The sequence below is a fragment of the Accumulibacter sp. genome, assembly GCF_036625275.1.
GTDB lineage: Bacteria > Pseudomonadota > Gammaproteobacteria > Burkholderiales > Rhodocyclaceae > Accumulibacter.
Map to the genome: position 1 here is coordinate 39,148 of NZ_JAZKUD010000017.1, position 18,334 is coordinate 57,481.

Annotated in this window: 21 protein-coding genes; 4 read left to right on the forward strand and 17 right to left on the reverse strand. The window is 64.5% G+C overall.

Annotated elements, in window-relative coordinates; all coding sequences use genetic code 11:
- Positions 1–13 precede the first annotated feature (13 nt).
- The 6 genes from V5B39_RS08525 to V5B39_RS08550 are packed head-to-tail and all read right to left on the reverse strand — an operon-like array spanning position 14 to position 6,024.
- On the reverse strand, positions 14–1,303 hold the full coding sequence (locus tag V5B39_RS08525) for a sulfate adenylyltransferase subunit 1 (protein ID WP_332342467.1): 1,290 nt from the start codon (positions 1,301–1,303) through the stop codon (positions 14–16).
- The gene (gene cysD, locus V5B39_RS08530) at positions 1,303–2,232 is read right to left on the reverse strand and encodes a sulfate adenylyltransferase subunit CysD (protein WP_332342468.1); all 930 of its coding nucleotides are present in this window, start codon (positions 2,230–2,232) and stop codon (positions 1,303–1,305) included. Before cysD ends, V5B39_RS08525 begins: the two co-directional genes overlap by 1 nt.
- Positions 2,229–2,975: a phosphoadenylyl-sulfate reductase gene (locus V5B39_RS08535; RefSeq protein ID WP_332342469.1), complete on the reverse strand. Its 747-nt coding sequence runs from the start codon at positions 2,973–2,975 to the stop codon at positions 2,229–2,231. The genes cysD and V5B39_RS08535 overlap by 4 nt, the downstream gene beginning before the upstream one ends.
- A complete protein-coding gene (locus V5B39_RS08540; RefSeq protein ID WP_332342470.1) occupies positions 2,972–3,493 on the reverse strand; it encodes a DUF934 domain-containing protein in 522 nt (173 codons plus the stop codon). Before V5B39_RS08540 ends, V5B39_RS08535 begins: the two co-directional genes overlap by 4 nt.
- Entirely contained in the window at positions 3,486–5,195 is a 1,710-nt protein-coding gene (locus tag V5B39_RS08545; RefSeq protein WP_332342471.1) for a nitrite/sulfite reductase, read from the reverse strand. Before V5B39_RS08545 ends, V5B39_RS08540 begins: the two co-directional genes overlap by 8 nt.
- 52 nt (positions 5,196–5,247) lie before the next feature.
- The gene (locus V5B39_RS08550; protein WP_332342490.1) at positions 5,248–6,024 is read right to left on the reverse strand and encodes a sulfite exporter TauE/SafE family protein; all 777 of its coding nucleotides are present in this window, start codon (positions 6,022–6,024) and stop codon (positions 5,248–5,250) included.
- A 104-nt stretch (positions 6,025–6,128) separates the two neighbouring features.
- On the opposite strand from V5B39_RS08550, the gene cysB reads away from it, so the two are divergent.
- Together cysB and V5B39_RS08560 are read left to right on the forward strand one after the other, a co-directional pair.
- Positions 6,129–7,076, forward strand: coding sequence for an HTH-type transcriptional regulator CysB (gene cysB, locus V5B39_RS08555; RefSeq protein ID WP_332342472.1), 948 nt, complete (start codon positions 6,129–6,131; stop codon positions 7,074–7,076).
- A gap of 184 nt (positions 7,077–7,260) precedes the next feature.
- Positions 7,261–7,518 carry a hypothetical protein gene (locus V5B39_RS08560; RefSeq protein WP_332342473.1) on the forward strand — a complete coding sequence of 86 codons (258 nt, stop codon included), beginning with the start codon at positions 7,261–7,263 and terminating at the stop codon, positions 7,516–7,518.
- Between the two features lie 229 nt (positions 7,519–7,747).
- On the opposite strand, the gene V5B39_RS08565 is transcribed toward V5B39_RS08560, so the two are convergent.
- Genes V5B39_RS08565 through V5B39_RS08610 form a run of 10 tightly spaced genes read right to left on the reverse strand, consistent with a single transcriptional unit; the run spans position 7,748 to position 15,868 of the window.
- Complete coding sequence (locus V5B39_RS08565; RefSeq protein WP_332342474.1) at positions 7,748–8,191, reverse strand: nuclear transport factor 2 family protein; 444 nt, start codon at positions 8,189–8,191, stop codon at positions 7,748–7,750.
- 1 nt (position 8,192) lies between these two features.
- The gene (locus V5B39_RS08570; protein ID WP_332342475.1) at positions 8,193–8,948 is read right to left on the reverse strand and encodes an SDR family NAD(P)-dependent oxidoreductase; all 756 of its coding nucleotides are present in this window, start codon (positions 8,946–8,948) and stop codon (positions 8,193–8,195) included.
- Positions 8,945–9,466: a DUF3833 domain-containing protein gene (locus V5B39_RS08575; RefSeq protein ID WP_332342476.1), complete on the reverse strand. Its 522-nt coding sequence runs from the start codon at positions 9,464–9,466 to the stop codon at positions 8,945–8,947. Before V5B39_RS08575 ends, V5B39_RS08570 begins: the two co-directional genes overlap by 4 nt.
- Complete coding sequence (locus tag V5B39_RS08580; protein ID WP_332342477.1) at positions 9,463–10,686, reverse strand: MFS transporter; 1,224 nt, start codon at positions 10,684–10,686, stop codon at positions 9,463–9,465. The genes V5B39_RS08575 and V5B39_RS08580 overlap by 4 nt, the downstream gene beginning before the upstream one ends.
- 4 nt (positions 10,687–10,690) lie before the next feature.
- Positions 10,691–11,227 (reverse strand): chalcone isomerase family protein, encoded by a 537-nt coding sequence (locus V5B39_RS08585; RefSeq protein WP_332342478.1) that lies wholly within the window; start codon positions 11,225–11,227, stop codon positions 10,691–10,693.
- The gene (locus V5B39_RS08590; protein ID WP_332342479.1) at positions 11,196–12,380 is read right to left on the reverse strand and encodes a cyclopropane-fatty-acyl-phospholipid synthase family protein; all 1,185 of its coding nucleotides are present in this window, start codon (positions 12,378–12,380) and stop codon (positions 11,196–11,198) included. The genes V5B39_RS08585 and V5B39_RS08590 overlap by 32 nt, the downstream gene beginning before the upstream one ends.
- Positions 12,377–13,150: a DUF1365 domain-containing protein gene (locus V5B39_RS08595; RefSeq protein WP_332342480.1), complete on the reverse strand. Its 774-nt coding sequence runs from the start codon at positions 13,148–13,150 to the stop codon at positions 12,377–12,379. Before V5B39_RS08595 ends, V5B39_RS08590 begins: the two co-directional genes overlap by 4 nt.
- 7 nt (positions 13,151–13,157) lie before the next feature.
- Positions 13,158–14,468 (reverse strand): NAD(P)/FAD-dependent oxidoreductase, encoded by a 1,311-nt coding sequence (locus tag V5B39_RS08600; RefSeq protein ID WP_332342481.1) that lies wholly within the window; start codon positions 14,466–14,468, stop codon positions 13,158–13,160.
- Positions 14,469–14,477: 9 nt separating this feature from the next.
- A complete protein-coding gene (gene folE2 / locus V5B39_RS08605) occupies positions 14,478–15,278 on the reverse strand; it encodes a GTP cyclohydrolase FolE2 (protein ID WP_332342482.1) in 801 nt (266 codons plus the stop codon).
- 32 nt (positions 15,279–15,310) lie between these two features.
- Positions 15,311–15,868 (reverse strand): glutathione peroxidase, encoded by a 558-nt coding sequence (locus tag V5B39_RS08610; protein WP_332342483.1) that lies wholly within the window; start codon positions 15,866–15,868, stop codon positions 15,311–15,313.
- A gap of 107 nt (positions 15,869–15,975) precedes the next feature.
- Between V5B39_RS08610 and V5B39_RS08615 the strand changes: the two genes are divergently transcribed.
- Complete coding sequence (locus V5B39_RS08615) at positions 15,976–16,884, forward strand: MerR family transcriptional regulator (RefSeq protein WP_332342484.1); 909 nt, start codon at positions 15,976–15,978, stop codon at positions 16,882–16,884.
- A 36-nt stretch (positions 16,885–16,920) separates the two neighbouring features.
- The gene (locus V5B39_RS08620; RefSeq protein ID WP_332342485.1) at positions 16,921–17,304 is read left to right on the forward strand and encodes a hypothetical protein; all 384 of its coding nucleotides are present in this window, start codon (positions 16,921–16,923) and stop codon (positions 17,302–17,304) included.
- 87 nt (positions 17,305–17,391) lie between these two features.
- Here the strand turns inward: V5B39_RS08620 and V5B39_RS08625 are convergent, their stop codons facing one another.
- Positions 17,392–18,177, reverse strand: a complete 786-nt coding sequence (locus V5B39_RS08625; protein WP_332342486.1) for an enoyl-CoA hydratase/isomerase family protein — start codon at positions 18,175–18,177, stop codon at positions 17,392–17,394.
- Positions 18,178–18,334: the final 157 nt, after the last annotated feature.

Here is an 18,334-nt window from a genome sequence, read left to right on the forward strand (position 1 = left end):
TCGATACGGGCGGTCAGACGATCATGCCGGCACCGACGGTGTTGTTCGATGACTCGTCGATGACGATGAAAGCACCGGTTCCCCGGCTTTCCGCGTAGGGGTCGGCGAAAATCGGTTGCGCCAGCTTGAAGCTGACGCGCGCGATGTCGTTCATCACCAGTCGCTCGGCCGTCTCGTGCTGCATGCTGTTGATGTCCACGCGGAAGACGATGCCGGCGAGGAGGGCCTTGCTGTCGCGGGTAGTGTGGCGGAGCAGGTACTTGCGGCGCGGATCGAGCGGCGACTCCGATAGCCAGCAGAGCATCGCGTCGATCTGCCTGGCAACCTTCGGCAATTCACCGCTCTTGACGATCATGTCGCCACGCGAGATGTCGATCTCGTCTTCGAGCAGAATCGTCACCGACTGTTCGGCCACGGCCCGGCCAAGCGATTCGCCGAGCACCTGGATGTCCTTGACGCGCGTTTCCCGCCCGGAAGGCAGCACCGTAACCGCATCACCAACGACCAGTTCGCCCGATTCGACACGGCCCATGAAGCCACGATAATCGTGCAGTTCCGGGTTGGCGGAATCCTGTGGGCGGCAGACGTATTGCACCGGAAAACGGAATTTCTCGGCGTGGGCGCTGTGGATGGCCGGCACACTTTCGAGAATCTCGAGCAATGTCGGGCCGTCGTACCAGTCGAGGCGCTCGCCGCGCTCGACGATCATGTCGCCCTGCAGTGCCGACATCGGGATGAAGCGTACGTCGCTCAGACCCAAACCGGCCGCAAATTCCTGGTAGTCGCTGCGGATTTGTGCGAAGGTCGCGGACGAGTAGTCGACGAGATCCATTTTGTTGACCGCCACGACGACATGCGGAATGCCGAGCAGATGCGCCAGATAGGAATGGCGACGGGTCTGTGTCAACACTCCTTTGCGGGCGTCGATGAGGATGATGGCCAGGTCGGCAGTCGATGCGGCAGTGACCATGTTGCGCGTGTATTGCTCGTGGCCGGGGGCGTCGGCGATGATGTACTTGCGCGTACCGGTGGTGAAGTAGCGATAGGCCACGTCGATGGTGATTCCCTGTTCGCGTTCGGCCTGCAGGCCGTCAGTCAGCAGCGACAGGTCGACGATATCGAGTCCGCGTTTTGCCGAGGTCCGCTGGATTGCATGCAGGGTATCGGCGAGGATGGTCTTGCTGTCGAACAGCAGGCGGCCGATCAGCGTACTCTTGCCGTCGTCAACGCTGCCGCAGGTCAGAAAGCGCAGCAGGCCGTTGTCGGGAACGGCGGCGGTCGGAAGTCTTTCGATCGCAGACATCAGAAATATCCTTCCTTCTTGCGTTGTTCCATGGAGGCGTCCGAAGTCTGGTCGTCGAGGCGGGTCGCACCGCGCTCGGTGATCGTCGTGATGGCCGTTTCGGCGATGATCCTGGCAATGCTGTCGGCTTCGGATTCCACCGGCGCGGTACAAGTGATGTCGCCGACGGTGCGAAAGCGCACCATCAGGTTCTCGATCGTTTCGCCGGGTCTCGCCGGCGTCACTTCGGTGACCGGCAGCAGGCCACTGCCGCGGCGCACCAGCGGGCGACGATGCGCAAAGTAGATCGACGGCAGCGCGAGCTGCTCACGTTCGATGTACTGCCAGACGTCGATCTCGGTCCAGTTGGAGATCGGGAAGACGCGCATGTTCTCGCCCTTGAAGCTGCGCGCGTTGTAGAGATCCCAGAGTTCGGGTCGCTGGTTCTTGGGGTCCCACTGGCCAAATTCGTCGCGGAACGAGAAGATGCGTTCCTTGGCACGGGCCTTTTCCTCGTCGCGACGCGCCCCACCGATACAGGCGTCGAAGCCGAATTCCTCGATCGCTTCGAGCAGCGTCACCGACTGATGCTTGTTGCGCGGTTCGTCGGGTGACTTGAGGACAACGGTGCCACGTGCCATCGAGTCCTCGACCGAGCGAACGATCAGCCGCTCGCCGAGTTCGCGCGCGCGCCAGTCGCGGAAGTCGGTGACCTCCCGGTAGTTGTGGCCGGTGTCGATGTGCAGCAGCGGAAACGGAAAGCGGCCCGGGCGGAAAGCCTTTTCAGCAATACGCAGCATGCAGATCGAGTCCTTGCCGCCGGAGAAGAGCAGCACCGGATTGCTGCACTGGCCGGCAACCTCGCGCATGATGTGAATGGCTTCGGATTCCAGCCAGTCGAGATGGGATAGCTTGACCTGAGTGAGTTGTGAGAGCGTTGCTGTGCTCATGATTGCCTTTCGGGAAGCTCGGTACGCTTGACGTGTAGGCCGCATTCCCTGGATTCCGGGTTTTCCCACCACCAGCGACCGGCGCGGATATCCTCTCCAGGCGTGATCGGTCGTGTACACGGCGCGCAGCCGATGCTCGGGTAGAAACGGTCGTGCAGGGCATTATAGGGAACCTCGTTGAGCTTGAGGTAAGCCCACACCTCGCGTTCGCTCCAGTCAACGAGCGGGTTGAACTTGATCAGGCCACCGTTGGCCGTGTCGACGCTGCGGATCGGCAAACCGTCACGGGTTGGGGCCTGCTGCGCGCGCAGGCCGGTGATCCAGGCTTTCCGGCCAGTCAGCGCGCGCTGCAGAGGTTCGACCTTGCGCACCAGACAGCAACCCTTGCGCAGTTCGACCGACTCGTAAAAGGCGTTGATCCCGTTCGCGTAGGTGTAGGCCTCGACGAGGTCATGACGCGGATAGTAGAGGTGAAGCGCCAGGCCGTAATGCTTCCTGACCTGGGCGATCAGATCATAGGTTTCGACCGGCAGGCGACCGGTATCGAGCGAGAAGATTTCGATTTCGGGAACTTCGCGGACGATCAGGTCGGTCAGCACCATGTCTTCGGCGCCGAGACTGCTGGCGAAAGCCGCTGGCGAGAAGTCGTCGGCGATCTCGTGCAGCAGCGCGCTGGCTGCGTCGACGCGGGCGGCCAGCGCGTCGAGCAGCGCCGGGTCGTCGAGGTTGAGCGGGTGGTTCATGCGGGTTCCTGTTTCGGGCGTCTTTGAAACAGCGGTTGCGGCTGGTCGACCGCCGCCTGATAGGTCTCACTGAAAACCGACAAGCCGGCCAGGGCCTTCTCGATGTCCTTGTCGGCACGCAGCGCGTAGGCGTCGATGCCGCAACGTTGCATGTAGAAGATCTGGTCCTGAAGGACGTCGCCAAGGGCGCGGATTTCCCCGCCATAGCCATAACGTTCGCGCAGCAGGCGGGCGCTGGAGTAGCTGCGGCCATCGGTGAACTTCGGAAAATTGACGCCGATCACACTGAAACGGTCGATGTCGCCGGCCAGCGCTTCCGGACCTTCGTGGCTGTCGAGCCAGACGCCGAAAGGGGCAGCACGGGCGATGATTTCGTCGCGGCGGGCTTGCCAGACCGACAGTGGCAGCAGTACCGGTGCAGCCGGCAGCGGCACCGTATCCGGCGTTTCCCCTGCAGCGAGGGCGAGCACCTGCCAGTCGTCTTCGACGATTTGCCTGTTCTTGATGATCCTAGGCATTGACGACCTCCTTTTCCAGGTTCTCGACCTTGGCGGTTCTGCGTCGATCACGACCGGCGTAAGCACGGACCTTGAACGGATCGATGCCGATCCTCTGCAGGGTGTCGATGAAGCGCTCGCTGCCGGTCCGGTTTTCGAGATAAACGGCGATCAGCGCCTCGATCACCGCGGGGACTTCCTGGGCGTAGAACGAGGGACCGATGACCTTGCCGATCGCTGCAGCATTGCCTTGCTGGCCGCCAATCGTGATCTGATACCACTCCTCGTCGTTCTTGTCGACGCCGAGGATGCCGATATTGGCGACGTGGTGGTGGCCGCAGGAATTCATGCAACCGGAAATATTCAGCGAGATGTCGCCGATGTCGTAGAGGTAGTCGAGGTCGTCGAATTTCTGGTGGACCGCCTCGGCGATCGGGGTCGAGCGCGCGTTGGCGAGCGCGCAGAGGTCGCCACCGGGGCAGCAGATCATGTCGGTCAGGAGGCCGATGTTGGCGGTCGTCAGGCGATGGCTGCGAGCGATCTGCCAGAGTTCGTGGAGATCACGCTGGCAGACGTCGGCAAGGACCAGGTTCTGTTCATGGCTGACGCGGACTTCGCCGAAACTGAAACGTTCGGCAAGATCGGCAACGGCCATCATCTGCACGTCGCTGATGTCGCCGGGAGCAACCCCTGGCGCTTTCAGCGACAGGGTGACGGCAGCGTAGCCTGGCGTCTTGTGGGCATGCACACAACGCCTGACCCAGTGGGCAAAGGCCCGGTCTGTCCTGACCCGGGCGGCGTGCAGCGGGTCTTCAGCCGGCAGCGTTTCCCAGGCGGGTGGGGTGAAATGTCCGGCAAGGCGCGCGAATTCGGCGTCCGGCACGGTCGTCGGGCCATCCTTGAGCTGCGACCACTCGGCTTCGACCTGGCGGCTGAATTCCTCGATGCCGAGCGCCTGCACGAGAATCTTGATGCGCGCCTTGTACATATTGTCGCGACGACCGTAGCGGTTATACAGGCGCAGGATGGCGTCCAGGTACGAGAGCAGATGCCGGCGCGGCAGGAATTCGCGGACCACCTTGCCGAGGATCGGCGTGCGGCCGAGACCACCGCCGACAAATACCCGGAAACCGATTTCGCCGTCGTCACCGAGGACAAGGTCGAGGCCGATGTCGTGCGCACGAATCACGGCCCGATCCACGGCCGCGGCATTGACCGCGATCTTGAACTTGCGTGGCAGAAAAGCGAATTCCGGGTGGAAGGTCGACCATTGCCGCAACAGTTCGCAGTAGGGGCGGGGGTCGGTCAGTTCGTCGGGAGCGATCCCGGCGAAATGGTCGCTGGTAATGTTGCGCACGCAGTTGCCCGAGGTTTGCACGGCATGCATTTGCACGCTCGCCAGTTCAGCGAGGATCGCCGGAGTTTCCTCGAACTGCGGCCAGTTGAGCTGCATGTTCTGGCGCGTTGTGAAGTGCCCGACAGCGCGGTCGTAGCGGCGCGAGATTTCGGCGAGCTTGCGCAGTTGTGTAGCGGCGAGCATGCCGTAGGGGATGGCGATTCGCAACATCGGCCCGTGTCGCTGAATGTAGAGGCCATTCTGCAGGCGCAGGGGACGCAACTCGTCGGTCGTGAGTTCGCCGGCCAGATGACGGCCGATCTGGTCACGATACTGGGTGACGCGTTCGTTGATGATCTGTTGGTCAGTCTTGTCGTAGCGATACATCGCGCTCGTTCCTTGGGTCAAATGAAGCGCTGGTCAGCGCCGGCGCTGCGGCCTATTGGGCAATCAGCTTGCTGCCGACGAGCACCAGCATGCCGGCAAGAATCGGACGCAGAATGCGATCCGGTACTTTTGCGGAAGCGTGGCTGCCGAGCCAGATGCCGGGCAGCGATCCGAGCAGCAGACTGCCGAGCAGTGACCAATCGACGCTGCCGATCAGCCAGTGACCGAGGCCGGCAAGCAGCGTCAGCGGCACCGCATGGGCAACGTCGCTGCCGATGATGCGGATCGCCGGCAGCCTGGGGTAGAGGTAGAACAGCACGGCGACGCCGAGCGCACCGGCACCGACCGAAGAGATGGTCACCAGCACCCCGAGCAGGGCGCCGATGGCGATCGTGATCGGTGCCCGAAATTGCGTGTGTGCGACATCGTCGGCTTGCGCCAGCGCCTGCTGTTGCAACTGGTTGCGAAAGATGATCGCGGCCGCGGTCAGCAGCAGGGCAACCCCGAGCGAGACCGAAATGATCTGCGAGACGGCTGCGCTCTGCTTGGGCAGGAACGACAAGGCCCAGATCGTCAGCAGCGCTGCCGGCATGCTGCCGCTCGCCAGCAGTCGCGTGATGCGCCAGTCGACGTGTCCCTTGCGAGCGTGCACGACGGTGCCGCCGGCCTTGGTGATTGCCGCGTAGAGCAGGTCGGTGCCGACCGCCGTCGCCGGGTGAATGCCGAACAGCAATACCAGCAATGGCGTCATCAGCGAGCCACCGCCGACGCCGGTGAGACCGACGATGGCGCCGACGACAAAGCCCGACAAGGTGTACATCCAGTCCATGGCGCGCCACAACGTAAGGAATGCGCACATGGTAACAGCCACCGTATTTGATCGAAAAAGAATATTCGGTTAGATTCTTATAACCAATTGCATGTGCGATCGCCATGAAACTCCAGCAACTCCGTTACCTCGTCGAAGTCGCGCGTCGTGGTCTCAATGTTTCGGAGGCTGCGGAGGCGCTGTATACCTCGCAGCCCGGGATCTCCAAGCAGATCAGACTGCTCGAAGAGGAACTGGGAGTTACCGTTTTCGAGCGGGGCGGCAAGCGCCTGACGGCCATCACCGAACCCGGCAGGGCCGTGCTTGAAATTGCCGAACGCATGCTGCGCGAAGCCGAGAACATCCGGCGCGTCGGCGAGGAATATGCCGACGGCGACTCCGGCAGTCTGGTGATTGCCACCACGCATACCCAGGCGCGCTACGCCCTGCCGGCCGTCGTCAAGGGCTTCATCGACCGGCATCCCAGGGTCCGTCTGTCACTGCACCAGGGCCATCCGACCCAGATCGCCGAGTGGACATCGAAAGGCGAGGCGGATATCGCCATCGCCACCGAAGCACTCGACCAGTATCCACAGCTGGTGATGCTGCCCTGTTACCAGTGGGTACACTGCGTGATCGCTCCCGACGGACATCCGATTCTTGCCGAGAAGCCGGTTTCGCTGGCCGCGCTGGTGCGCTGGCCCTTGATCACCTACGACTCGGCTTTTACCGGGCGCTCGCGCATCAACAAGGCTTTCGAACTGGCCGAGCTGACCCCTAACGTGGTGCTCACCGCGATCGATGCGGATGTGATCAAGACTTACGTCGGCCTCGGCCTCGGGTTGGGGATCATTGCCCGCATGGCTTTTGATCCGGCACGTGATACCGGCCTGCAGGCGCTGCCTGCCGAGCATCTGTTCGGTTCGAATACGACACGCATCGGTTTGCGGCGGGGAACCCACCTCCGTCGCTATGAATACGATTTCATCGAGCTTTTTGCGTCGCACCTGACCAGGAGGGCGGTAGACATGGCGATGGCCGGCACACGCCCGGCTGACGAGTACCAGCTATGAGACCAGCGGTCGTGAAAAAGTCTTCCGACATTCCAACAGCCAATCCATGAGAAAGGGCGTAACCGTTCACTCCCTCTGCAGATTGGTGGGCAGCTCCACGGCGGGGCCTGCGTACGCACGAAGCCGTTCCTGACCTGCTTGTGCCGGGGCGCAGGCTCCTCGGAGACGAGCGCACAGTGAGCCGATGGAGGTGGCGGTCACCGGCGGAGAAGTCGTCGAGTGCGGAAAGGTACTCCAGGTAGCGTCGGTTACAGCCGAGCAGAATCTCGCGCAAGTCGATGAGGCGGTAGCTCGTCTTCCTGAGAGGGGCGATTTCATGGGTTTCGTGGTGATCCCGATGTTCTCCCTTGCGGTCGTGTTTGAAGAAGGAAACGGCGTTGGTCGTGGTTTCGAGACGCAACACGCGATTGAACTGGTCGTCCATTTTGACCGACGTCGATGATCAGGAGGGACTGTGCGCGTGGGCCAGGGAGGAAGCCTGCTCGGCCCCTCAGTTAGAAGACCCGCCGGTCAGACGAGGGGAGGGCTTCAGAGAGAGGTTTTTCTTGGCGCGTTGAACCGGGGCCAGGTCTCTGCCGGCAGTTTCGATGGCGATGGCAAGCTGACCGACGCAAGGATCGCCGCCCTGATCGGTAGCCAGAGGCAGGCGCTGCCCAGGTGGACGCGCCGGATCAGGATCCGAGGCCAGCGCTCGGGGCTGCCAGTACCCGCCGCAGGCCGCGCATCAGGATGCCGAGAACGGGCAGCTTCATGTAGAGCTCCTCGGCTGCGTCCCAGTAATCGCGGTGATAATTGACCTTGCCGGCGGCGTCGAACCTGAGGTGGGAAACGCCGCGGATGACCTGCTTCTCGCCTCCACCCCGGCGCGCCGTCCGGAAAGTGAAGGTCCAGATCAGCATGGCGCCGTCGTCATCGACCACCTTTTCACTGACCATGAAACGCGGCTCAGCGACCTGCTCGTACATGTGGACGAATATGCGCTGGATCGCGGCGACGCCGCGCACCTCGTTGAACGGATCCTTGAAGTAGGCATCGGCGCCGTAGAACTCGGGGAAGCGGGCGACGCTCTCCGGCGACAGCCCGTGGAAGAAGTCGATCAGGGCATCGAGGTTCATGTCAATTTCCGGTCAGGCGGCGCACCAGGGGAAAATACAGCCCGTAGGGCAGCAGCGCGAGCAACTTCATGACGCGCGTGAAACGCTGCGGGTAGTGGATCTCGAATTTACCCGTTTTCATGCCGGCGACCGTGGCCAGCGCCGCCTCGCCGGGGGTCAGCAGGGCGGGCATGGCGAAATCGTTCCTGGCGGTGAGTTGCGTTGCGACGAAGCCGGGGTTGACGACCCAGACGCCGATCCCCTGCGGCGCGAGATCGAGATGCAGGCATTCGGCGAAGTGGATCAGCGCCGCCTTGCCCGGCCCGTAGGCCAACGCTCTGGGCAGGCCACGGTAGCCGGCGACGCTGGCGACGAAGGCGATGCCGCCACCTGCCCGCAGGTCGGGCAATACCGTCGCGGCGAGGCGCATGGCGGCGTTGAAATTGACCGTGACGACTTTCTCGGCGACCACCAGGTCGAAGTCTGCAGCGCGCATCGGCACGTAATCGCCGGCCAGGTAGATCACCAGGTCGACGCCGCCCCAGGCCGCGAGCAGGCTTGCGCGGGCGCCCGCCAGGCCGGTCGTGTCGGTGGCATCGCAGGGCAGCAGCAAGGCGCCCTGAATGGCGAGCGCGCGCAACCGGTCGACGCTGCGCGCAGAGAGCGCGACGCGCGCACCGCGCCGCGCCAGTTCGCCGGCCAGCGCGGCACCGATCCCGCTCGACGCGCCGACCAGCCAGACGCGCTTGCCGGACCAGTCGACGATTTTCGGGTTCATCGCTTGACGAAGGTCAGGGTGACCTCGCCGAGATTGAAGCCCCACTTGCTCATGAAGGAACGGTTGAGCATCACCTTGTCGTCCATCAGGAACATCCAGTCATCGAAGTCGACGTGGTAGACTTTGCCGTCGACCGGCAGCGCCAGTACGTAGCGCCAACGCAGCGCGTTGCCTGCGACCTCGCCGACCGCCTCACCGACGACGTCGTCGGCCGTGCCGCGCCAGGTGCCGTCTACCTGCCTGGTCAGAGTCCAGACGCGGCGCGAGGTGGTACCGTCCGACCAGCTGAAATGCTCGTCGAGGACGCCGGTATCGCCGGTCCATTGGGCATCGATGACGACATGGAAGCGCTTCTGCACTTCGCCCGAGCGCCCCTGGAACATGCCCCAGGCGTCGAGGGTGCCGTTCAGATAGGTCTTGAGGTCGAGGGCCGGACGTTCGGCGCGGTACTGTTCGACTCCCTTCGAGGCGCAGGCGGTCAGGCCAACGGCGAAGGCGGCGGCAAGGACAAGTTTCATGTCTGGATCTCCAGGGAACGGCGCCAGCGCCAGAGCAGCGCTCCGGCCAGCGCCTTGAACGCCAGCGGCAACAGGGCGTAGGCGAGGGTGAGGAAAGCCAGTCCTTCGCCATCTCCCGGCACGTAGCCGAGCAAGGCGAGGAGCGGCAGCGCCAGGCCGGCGGCCAGCGCCAGGTTGAGCTTGGCAACGAAGTTCCAGACGCCGAAGCAGGCGCCCGCCCGCCCCTGGCGCTCGCCGAGATCGGCGGCAATGGCGGCGGGTAGGGCCAGATCGGCACCGAGCGCCAGCCCGGAAGCGATACAGATGGCGGCGAACGGCCAGAGGTCGCCGCTGCCGAGCAGGCTGGCGCCGGCGAAGGCGATGATCGACAGCAACATCGCCCCGAGCCAGGCATGAACGCGTCCGAAGCGCGCCGACAGCTTGATCCAGAGCGGCAGCGAGGCGGCGCCGGCGACGAAGTACAGGGCCAGCAGCGGGCCGCTCGCCATCTCTAGGTGCAGCACATCGGCGACGAAGAAGAGGAAGAGCGTCGCCGGCAGCGCGGCGGCGATGCCATTGGCGACGAAGACGCCGAGCAGGCGGCGAAAAGCGCTGTCGTTCATGACCAGGCGCAGACTCGGCAGCAAGGCCTGGCCTGGCGTCGGCACCGGCTGCCCGGCGCCGACGCGGCTGAAGGTGGTGGCAGCCGCGATCAGCAGCAGCGGCGGCAGGACCCAGGAGAGGCGCCTGATTCCCTCGCCGAGATCGCTGGCCAGCAACGCCGGCAGGGTGGCGGCGAGGACGACGCCGACCAGCCCGAAGCCCTCGCGAGCCGCGGTCAAACGCGTGCGCTGGGCGGAAGTGCTGCCGACATCGGCGCCCCAGGCTTGGTAGGCGACCGAGGCAGCCGAGAAGCCGAGGTAGGTCAGCGCCAGCGAGCCGGCCAGCCACGCTGCCGCATGGTCGGCCGGTGGGTTGAGCAGGGCGACGAAGCCGGCGGCGAAGGGCAGCAGGGCCAGAGCCACCATGGTCGGGCGCGGTACACGATCGGCGAGCCAGCCCAGCCACGGGTCGATTGCCGCATCGAGCAGCCGCGTGCCGAGCAGGATGGCGCCGAGCAGCGCGAGTTCGATGCCGGTCACCTCGGCATAGAAGCGCGGCACATGGACGTAGACCGGCAGCGCCGCGAAGGCCAGCGGCAGACCGAGCAGGCCGTAGGCAAGCGTGCTGCCGGCGGTCATCGCCTCAGGAGTCCTGGCGCTTGAGCAGCGCGGCGCGCAGATCGGGCGCGCTGGTTCTGGCATCGAGCCAGATGGCGAAGAAGGCCCGGGCAAACGCCGGGTCGTCGACGGCTCCGATGCTGCGGTCGTTGAAGTAGAATCGCGCCGCATCGGGAAGGTGCACGCCGACGATCTGATCGCCGGGACGGACATCCGGAAAGATCTTCACCATCCGTTCGCCCCAGTCTCTGAGACGCGGCTCGTCTGCGGTGCCGAGATTGCGGATCTCCTGCACGCTGGCGTCGGCGATATCGCGCCCGCTGATCTTCCGCTTGTAGGTCAGCTCGAGCGCCAGCGGCGGGCGCAGCGGATCGTCGCTGCCGGTCCACAGGGTCGCCTCATAAATCAGGAGGCCGAAGCGGCGAAATTCCCCGCTGCCCCAGCGCCGGAAACCGGTGGTGGGCGTCTTCGGATCGGTCGTCGCGAGGCCCGCCAGCGGCCACGCGGCGAGGCCCAACAGCAGGCGGCGCCTAGGGATGAACGAGTTCGAAATGGACGACATCGATGTTCCCGGCAAGGAAGCCTGCCTCACAATAGCTGAGATAGAGGCGCCAGAGGCGGCGGAAGTGCTCATCGAAACCGAGCGCGGCGACCTGCGGCCAGTGGGCGTCGAAGGCGCGGCGCCATTCGCCAAGAGTCCGCGCGTAATCGGCGCCGAATGCGTATTCGCCGCGTATGGCGAGCCCCTGTCTGGCCGCCGTGGCACGGAATACCGAGCGCGACGGCAGCATGCCGCCCGGGAAAACGTACTGCTGGATGAAGTCGGTTCCCTTGCGGTAGTCTGCGAACAGGTCGTCGCGGATGGTGATGCTCTGGACCACCGCTCGGCCGCCCGGCTTCAGCGCCTTGGCGACAGTCCGGAAGTAGGTCGGCCACCAGCGCTCGCCGACCGCCTCGAACATTTCGATCGAGACGATGTGGTCGAACTGCTCCCTGGTGTCGCGGTAGTCCTGCAGCCGGAGATCGGCTTGCGGCACCCGCTGCTGCGCCCATTCGAGCTGCGCCGGCGACAGCGTCAGGCCGGTGACCTGCAGTCCTTCCGCAGTCGCGATCTCGGCGAAGCCGCCCCAGCCGCAGCCGATCTCGAGGACGCTCTGCCCCGGGACTGCCTGCAGGCGGCGCAGGATGCGGCGGTACTTGGCACGCTGTGCGCTTTCCAGGTCGCCGCCGTCGCCTGCCCGATAGAGGGCAGACGAATAGCTCATGGTGGGGTCCAGCCACAGCCGGTAGAAATCATTGCCGAGATCGTAATGAGCCATGATGTTGCGCTTGCTGCCGCTCCGGCTGTTGCGGTTCAGCCAGTGGCGCCAGCGCGCCGCGAGCAGGTTGCGCCACGAACCATAGACTGCTTTCCTGAGCACGTCCCGGTTGCGCGCCAGCAGCGCCAGCAGTCCGCTGACGTCGGGCGAATCCCAGCGACCGTCGAGATAGGCCTCGGCCAGTCCAATGTCGCCACGCGCCAGCACCTGGTCGAACATCGCTTCATCATGGACCTGCAGGGTGACGCCGTGCTCGCCCGACCCGAACAGGCGGCTCGAGCCGTCGGGCAGGCGAATCTCCAGCATGCCGCCGGTGATTCGTTCGAGGAGCCCGAGAACCAGGCGGGTATCGCGGGCCGGACTGTCGCCGCCGCGCAGGATCATTGTGTTGTTCACTGGGTCGATTCCTGAAGGGGTTGCTGTTCATGGGATGGGCGCGCCCCGACGAAAGGCACGCCCCTGATCCAGAGCCTGAGGGCCTGCCAATGGATGCGGAAGACGATGCCGGCAGTCAGCAGGGGCATGCGCAGGAAGGCGCCGAGCAGGGCGCGGGTGGACCAGGCCGTCGACTTGCCTGAGATCGAGGTCAGCAGCAACTCGCCTTCGGCGTCATCGTAGTCGATGCGGATGAGCGGACACTTGCGCTCGACAAGGAAGCGGAAACGGTAGCCACCCTCGACCGTGCAGAACGGTGAAACGTGAAAAGTCTTGCCCGCCGTAAGCGTTTGCCCCTCGCGCAGCGGGGCGCCGTCGGGGTGGTGCAGCAGATAGCTGTGGCGACCGCCGAAGGTGTTGCTGACCTCGGCGAGAACGGCGATCAGCTGGCCGTCCCGATTGCGGCAGAACCAGAAGCTGACCGGGTTGAAGACGAAGCCGAGCACCCGCGGAAAGCACTGCAGGGTGACCTCGCCGTCATCGGGCAAGTCGTGGCGGCGCAGCAGCGAGCGGATCCACGGCAACAGCGACGAGCCGTCGCGCGGTCCATGGTCCTTCTGGTGGAAACTGAGCAGGTTATTGCGGTCGACCGAGAAAAGTGGACCATTTACGGCCGCCAGATCGGCCACCGGCAACTGGACGAAAAAGACCGGATAGGTGAAGGCATTGACCACCGGGCGCAGGCGCCGGTGCATCACCTGGCCGATCAGAAGGCGGGGACGGGCAGGCATGGCGATCTCAGGCGCTCGCCAGTGCGCGGACACGCACCGCGGCCTCGCCCTGCCACGGGGCGCGAATCCCCATGGCGTTGGCGACGCGCAGGGCCGACTTGAGGCCGTCTTCGTGGAATCCATAGCTGCCCCAGGCGCCGGCCAGCCAGATGCCGCCCTCACCCTGCGCCTCGGCGAGCCGCTGCTGGGCAGCGATGGCCGGGCCGTCGAAGATCGGGTGGGCATAGTCGAACTCGGCGATGACCCTGGACCGATCGGGCTCGCGCGCCGGGTTGAGGGTGACGACGACCGGCGCCGCGAACGGTAGCGGCTGCAGTCGGTTGATCAGGTAGGAAACGGCTACCGGCTGCTCGCCCGGGGTGCCGCTGCCGGCAGTGTAGTTCCACGCTGACCACAGTTTCTCGTCGCGCGGCAGCAGGGCGCGATCGGTGTGCAGGACGGCGCGGTTGGGCTGATAGCGGATCGCCGCCAGCACTCCGCGCTGCTCCTCGCTGGCGGTGCGGCCGAGAATGGCGAGCGCTTGGTCGCTGTGGCAGGCCATCACCACCTGGTCGAAGTGCTCGCCGCCGCCGGCGTGGGTCACGCGCAGTCCGGCGCCCTCGCGGGCCACCGCGCCTACCGGGCAGGCGAGGCGGATGTCGTCGAGTTGGGCGGCGATCTTGCGCACGTACTCGCGGCCGCCACCCTTGACGGTGCGCCACAGCGGGCGGTCGAAGACTTGCAACAGGCCATGGTTCTGGCAGAAGCGGACAAACGTGGCGAGCGGTGTCTCGAGCATCTGCCCGGTCGGGCAGGACCAGATCGCGGCAGCCATCGGCAGCAGATACCATTCGGAAAACGCCGCGGAATAGCGGCCGGCGCTCAGGAAATCGCGCAGGCTGCGCTGCTTGTCGGGGTACGCGAGCAACCAGGCGACGCTTTCGTGGTTGAAACGCAGGATGTCGGAGAGCATGGTCCAGAACTGCGGGCGCATCAGGTTGCGCTTCTGCCCGAAGACGGTGGCGAGGTTGCTCCCTGACCACTCGATGTCGGGGTTCTCCAGGCTGACCGCGAAGGACATTTCGGTCTCGACGCTGTCGACGCCGAGCAGGGCGAACAGCGCGATCAGGTTCGGATAGGTCTTCTCGTTGAAGACGAGGAAGCCGGTGTCGACCGGGTGCGTCTTGCCCTCAAGCGTGACGTCGACGGTGTTGGTGTGGCCGCCCAGATAGCTGCCGGCCTCGAATAGCGTCACGTCGTGCCGGCGCCCGAGCAGCCAGGCGGTGGCGAGACCCGAGATGCCGGCGCCGACGACGGCGATGCGTTGCCTGTCTTTCACGGTGTCCTCCTATCCGTTCGAACCGGAGATTTCGGCGTAGGCCGAGTGGTTGTGGATCGACTCGAAGTTCTCCGAACTCACCTTCCATTCGGCGATGCGCGGCTCGCTCATCAGGCGCAGCGCGATGTCGCGCACCAGATCCTCGACGAACTTCGGGTTGTCGTAGGCACGTTCGGTCACCCACTTTTCGTCGGCGCGCTTGAGCAGGCCGAAGACTTCACACGATGCCTCCTCCTCGGCCAGGCGGACGAGTTCCTCGATGGCCATCGGCGAACGCAGTTTCGCTTCCAGCGTGAGGTGCGAGCGCTGGTTGTGGGCGCCGTAATCGGAAATCTTTTTCGAGCAGGGGCAGAGGCTGGTCACCGCCGTGGTCACGCGCAGGGTCAGGGTCGAACGCTGCCCTTGCGGCCGTTCGATGATCAGCGTGGCGTCGTGGTCGAGAAGGCTATCGACGCCCGACACCGGCGCCGTCTTGCGGATGAAGTAAGGGAAGCTGATCTCGATGCGCCCGCTCGAAGCATCGAGGCGCAACAGCATTTCCCCGAGCAAGGCGGACAGGCCGTCCTGCGTCAGCGCGCCGCGCCGGCCTTCGAGCAGTTCGACGAAGCGCGACATGTGGGTACCCTTGACTTCGGGCGGCAGGCCGACCGTCATGGTCAGGCTGGCAACGGTATTCGTCACTTCGCCGCTCGCCGTCTCCAGTTGCAGCGGATAGCGCAAGCCCTTGACGCCGACGTTCTGGATGGCCAGGCAGCGGGTGTCGGCGACCGACTGGACGTCAGGCAGGAAGAAGTGTTCGGGTGCGTTCATGACATGGACTCCTTGGGGTTGGGGCGGTTGCTCTATTTGAGAAATTCGTCGATCTTCTTCAGCAGATCCCTGTCATCCGGCTTGGTGGAGCTGGCATAGGCAACGACCTGCGAGGCATCGCGATTGATCAGGTACTTGTGGAAGTTCCACTTCGGCTTGCTGCCGGTGATCTCTGCCAGCTTCAGGTAGAAGGGGTTGGCTTCCCTGCCGGTGACCGTCGTCTTGGCGAGCATCGGAAACTCGACCCCGTAGGTCAGGCGGCAGAAATCGGCGATTTCCTTGTCGCTGCCGGGTTCCTGCCCGCCAAAGTCGTTGGACGGAAAGCCGAGCACGACCAGACCCTTGTCCCTGAGGCGGGAATGGAGCTTTTCCAGCCCATCATATTGCGACGTGAATCCACAGAAGCTCGCCGTGTTGACCACCAGGATGACCTTGCCGGCGTACTGGCAGAGCGGCATCGGCCTGCCGTCCAGCAATGCGGGAAAGGTGTGGTTGAGCAAGGACGGGCAGGCGGCGGCGGAAGCCCTCGGAACGACCCCCAGTGTCAGCAGTCCCGCGACCAGCATGGAGCGTTTCAATGCTTTGATCATGTTCAACCTTCGGTAATTTTGTTCTGGACAAAAAGCGTATTTGTCTATACTGTAAGCACCGAAATCCGAAATGTCAACTGTTTGTCTAATATTTGTTCAGGACAATTATGAATACTCCGAGCTTCAACATTGCTGCTGTCGAACGCGACACAGGTCTGTCCAAGGATGTCCTGCGCGTCTGGGAGCGCCGCTACGGCTTTCCTGTCCCTGGTCGTGACGACCATGGTGAACGCGTCTATCCAGCCGAACAGGTCGAACGCCTGCGGCTGGTCAAGCGCCTGATGGATGCCGGGCACCGGCCGGGGAAACTGCTTGCCACCCCCACCGAGGATCTGAAGGTGCTGGCGCAGCGGCGTCCGCAACCGCCGCGGGCTGCCTCTGACGCTGACGCAGCCGCGGAACTTGACGATCTGGTGGCCTTGATCAAGCATCATGACGGCGCGGCTTACCAGCAGGCGATGCAGCAGCGAATGGCCCGCCAGGGACTGGAACGATTCGTCCAGGACACGGTCGCGCCGCTCACCCGTCACGTCGGGGCAGCGTGGGAGGAAGGCAGCATCGAGGTCTTCGAGGAGCATCTGTTTACCGAACTGACCAAGCGCCTCCTCCGCCAGGCGATTGCCAGCCTCCCCGGCGGCCAGCGCAGCCCGCGGATCGTCCTCACCAGCGTTCCGGACGAAGCGCACGTCCTCGGCCTGCTGATGGCCGAAGCCCTGTTCGCATTGGAAGGCGCCGAATGTGTCCCGCTTGGGGCGCAGATGCCGCTGCTCGAAATTTCGCGCGCCGCCACCGCCCATCGGGCCGACATCGTTGCCCTCTCGTTCTCGGTGGCCTTCCCGAAACGGCAGATCCCCGGACTGCTGCAGCAGTTGCGCGCGCTCCTGCCAACGGCCGTGGCGCTGTGGGCCGGCGGGGGCGGCGTCAAGCGCCTCCCCGAAGTTGCGGGGGTGGAACTGCTTGCCTCGCTCGAGCATTCGCTGGTAGCGCTCGCCGCGTGGCGACGGAAGCAGGCGTAACCATCGCCGCAAGCGAAAGCCCCGGTCGCGCCTCGGGTGTCCAGTGCCCGCTCGCCGCTGACGGCAATCGGCCAGGTTCAGGTCGCGGTGCGCCGGCGACTGCTGCGCGCGGCCTTGCGGCGTGGTCTGCTGTCGGCCGACGATGCGCAGGGGATGGCCGAGTGGGAGCACGGTGGCGGCTTCCCGGTCGATGCCGAGGTGCGCAGCGAGATGAAGATCATCGCCTTCATCACCGAGACGGCGGTGATCCGGGGGATTCGCCAACCTCGTCTGGAGGCGGGGAGACCAGAATTTCGAACCCGGAACGTTCAGTCGCCGCCATCACATCCCCTTCAACGGCGGACAGACGCTCATTGGGTCGTCGTCGCCGCAGGGGTTGCTGGACTCGAAGCGGCCCCCGCTCTACCCAACCCGGATTAACCACCGCAATGCAGCCCGGCCATCAGGGTGCCCGGAAAACCCGGGCGCCTGGCATGTGTTCAACGTGCCTTTCAGCAAGCTGCCCGTTCAGTAGCCAACATAGCGGGGCCTGGTCTTGTCGACGAAGGCCTGGGTACCGATGCGGAAATCGTCCGTCGAGGCAACCAGTCCGAAGAAGTCGGCACCGAGCGCGGCGGATTCTTCCAGCGTCATGTTCAGGCCACGGTGCAGGGCCTCCCAGGTCAGCCTCACCGCGCTGGGCGACTTGGCGAGGATGTCGTCGACGATCACTTCCGTCTCCGCCATCAGCCGGTCATCGTCGACGACGAATTGCACGAGGCCGATCTGCAGCGCCTCATCGGCAGTGACATTACGCCCGCGCAGCAACATTTCGGCGGCCCGACCCCGGCCGACCAGACGCGCCAGACGCGTTGTCCCGCCAAAGCCGGCCACGGCGCCGATGCTCACCTCGGGGTGACCCAGGCGGCTGGATTTCGAGGCGATACGGATCATGCAGGACTCGGCGATCTCCAGGCCGCCGCCGAAAGTGTAGCCGTTCAGGGCGGCCACCACCACCTTGCCCAGATTCTCGATCTGGTTGGTGACCGTGACGGCGAGCTGCGAAAACTCGCGCACCTTCATCGGCGTCGACTGGCTGAGGTACTTGATGTCCGCACCGGCCGAGAAGGCCTTGCTCCCGGCGCCGGTAATGATCACCGCGCGAACCGACTCGTCCCTCCTGACCTCGTCCAGCAGCGCGGAAAGGCGGGTCAGTATTTCCAGGCTGAGCGCATTCAGCGCCTCCGGACGGTTCAGGGTCAAATGGACGACGCTGCCGCGCTTTTCGTAAAGCACGACTGAATTGCTGTTCATGGTTCTTTCTCCATCCACAAGGTGATTGTTCGGTTGTTGCCGAAGAACAGCTTATTCGGTTCAAAACAGCCGGCGATGAAAGATACGCAAGGCCCCATGAGGAAAGTTGAGTGTCATGTCACCGCCTGCGCGCCCAGGGCAGGCGTCCGCTGCCCCC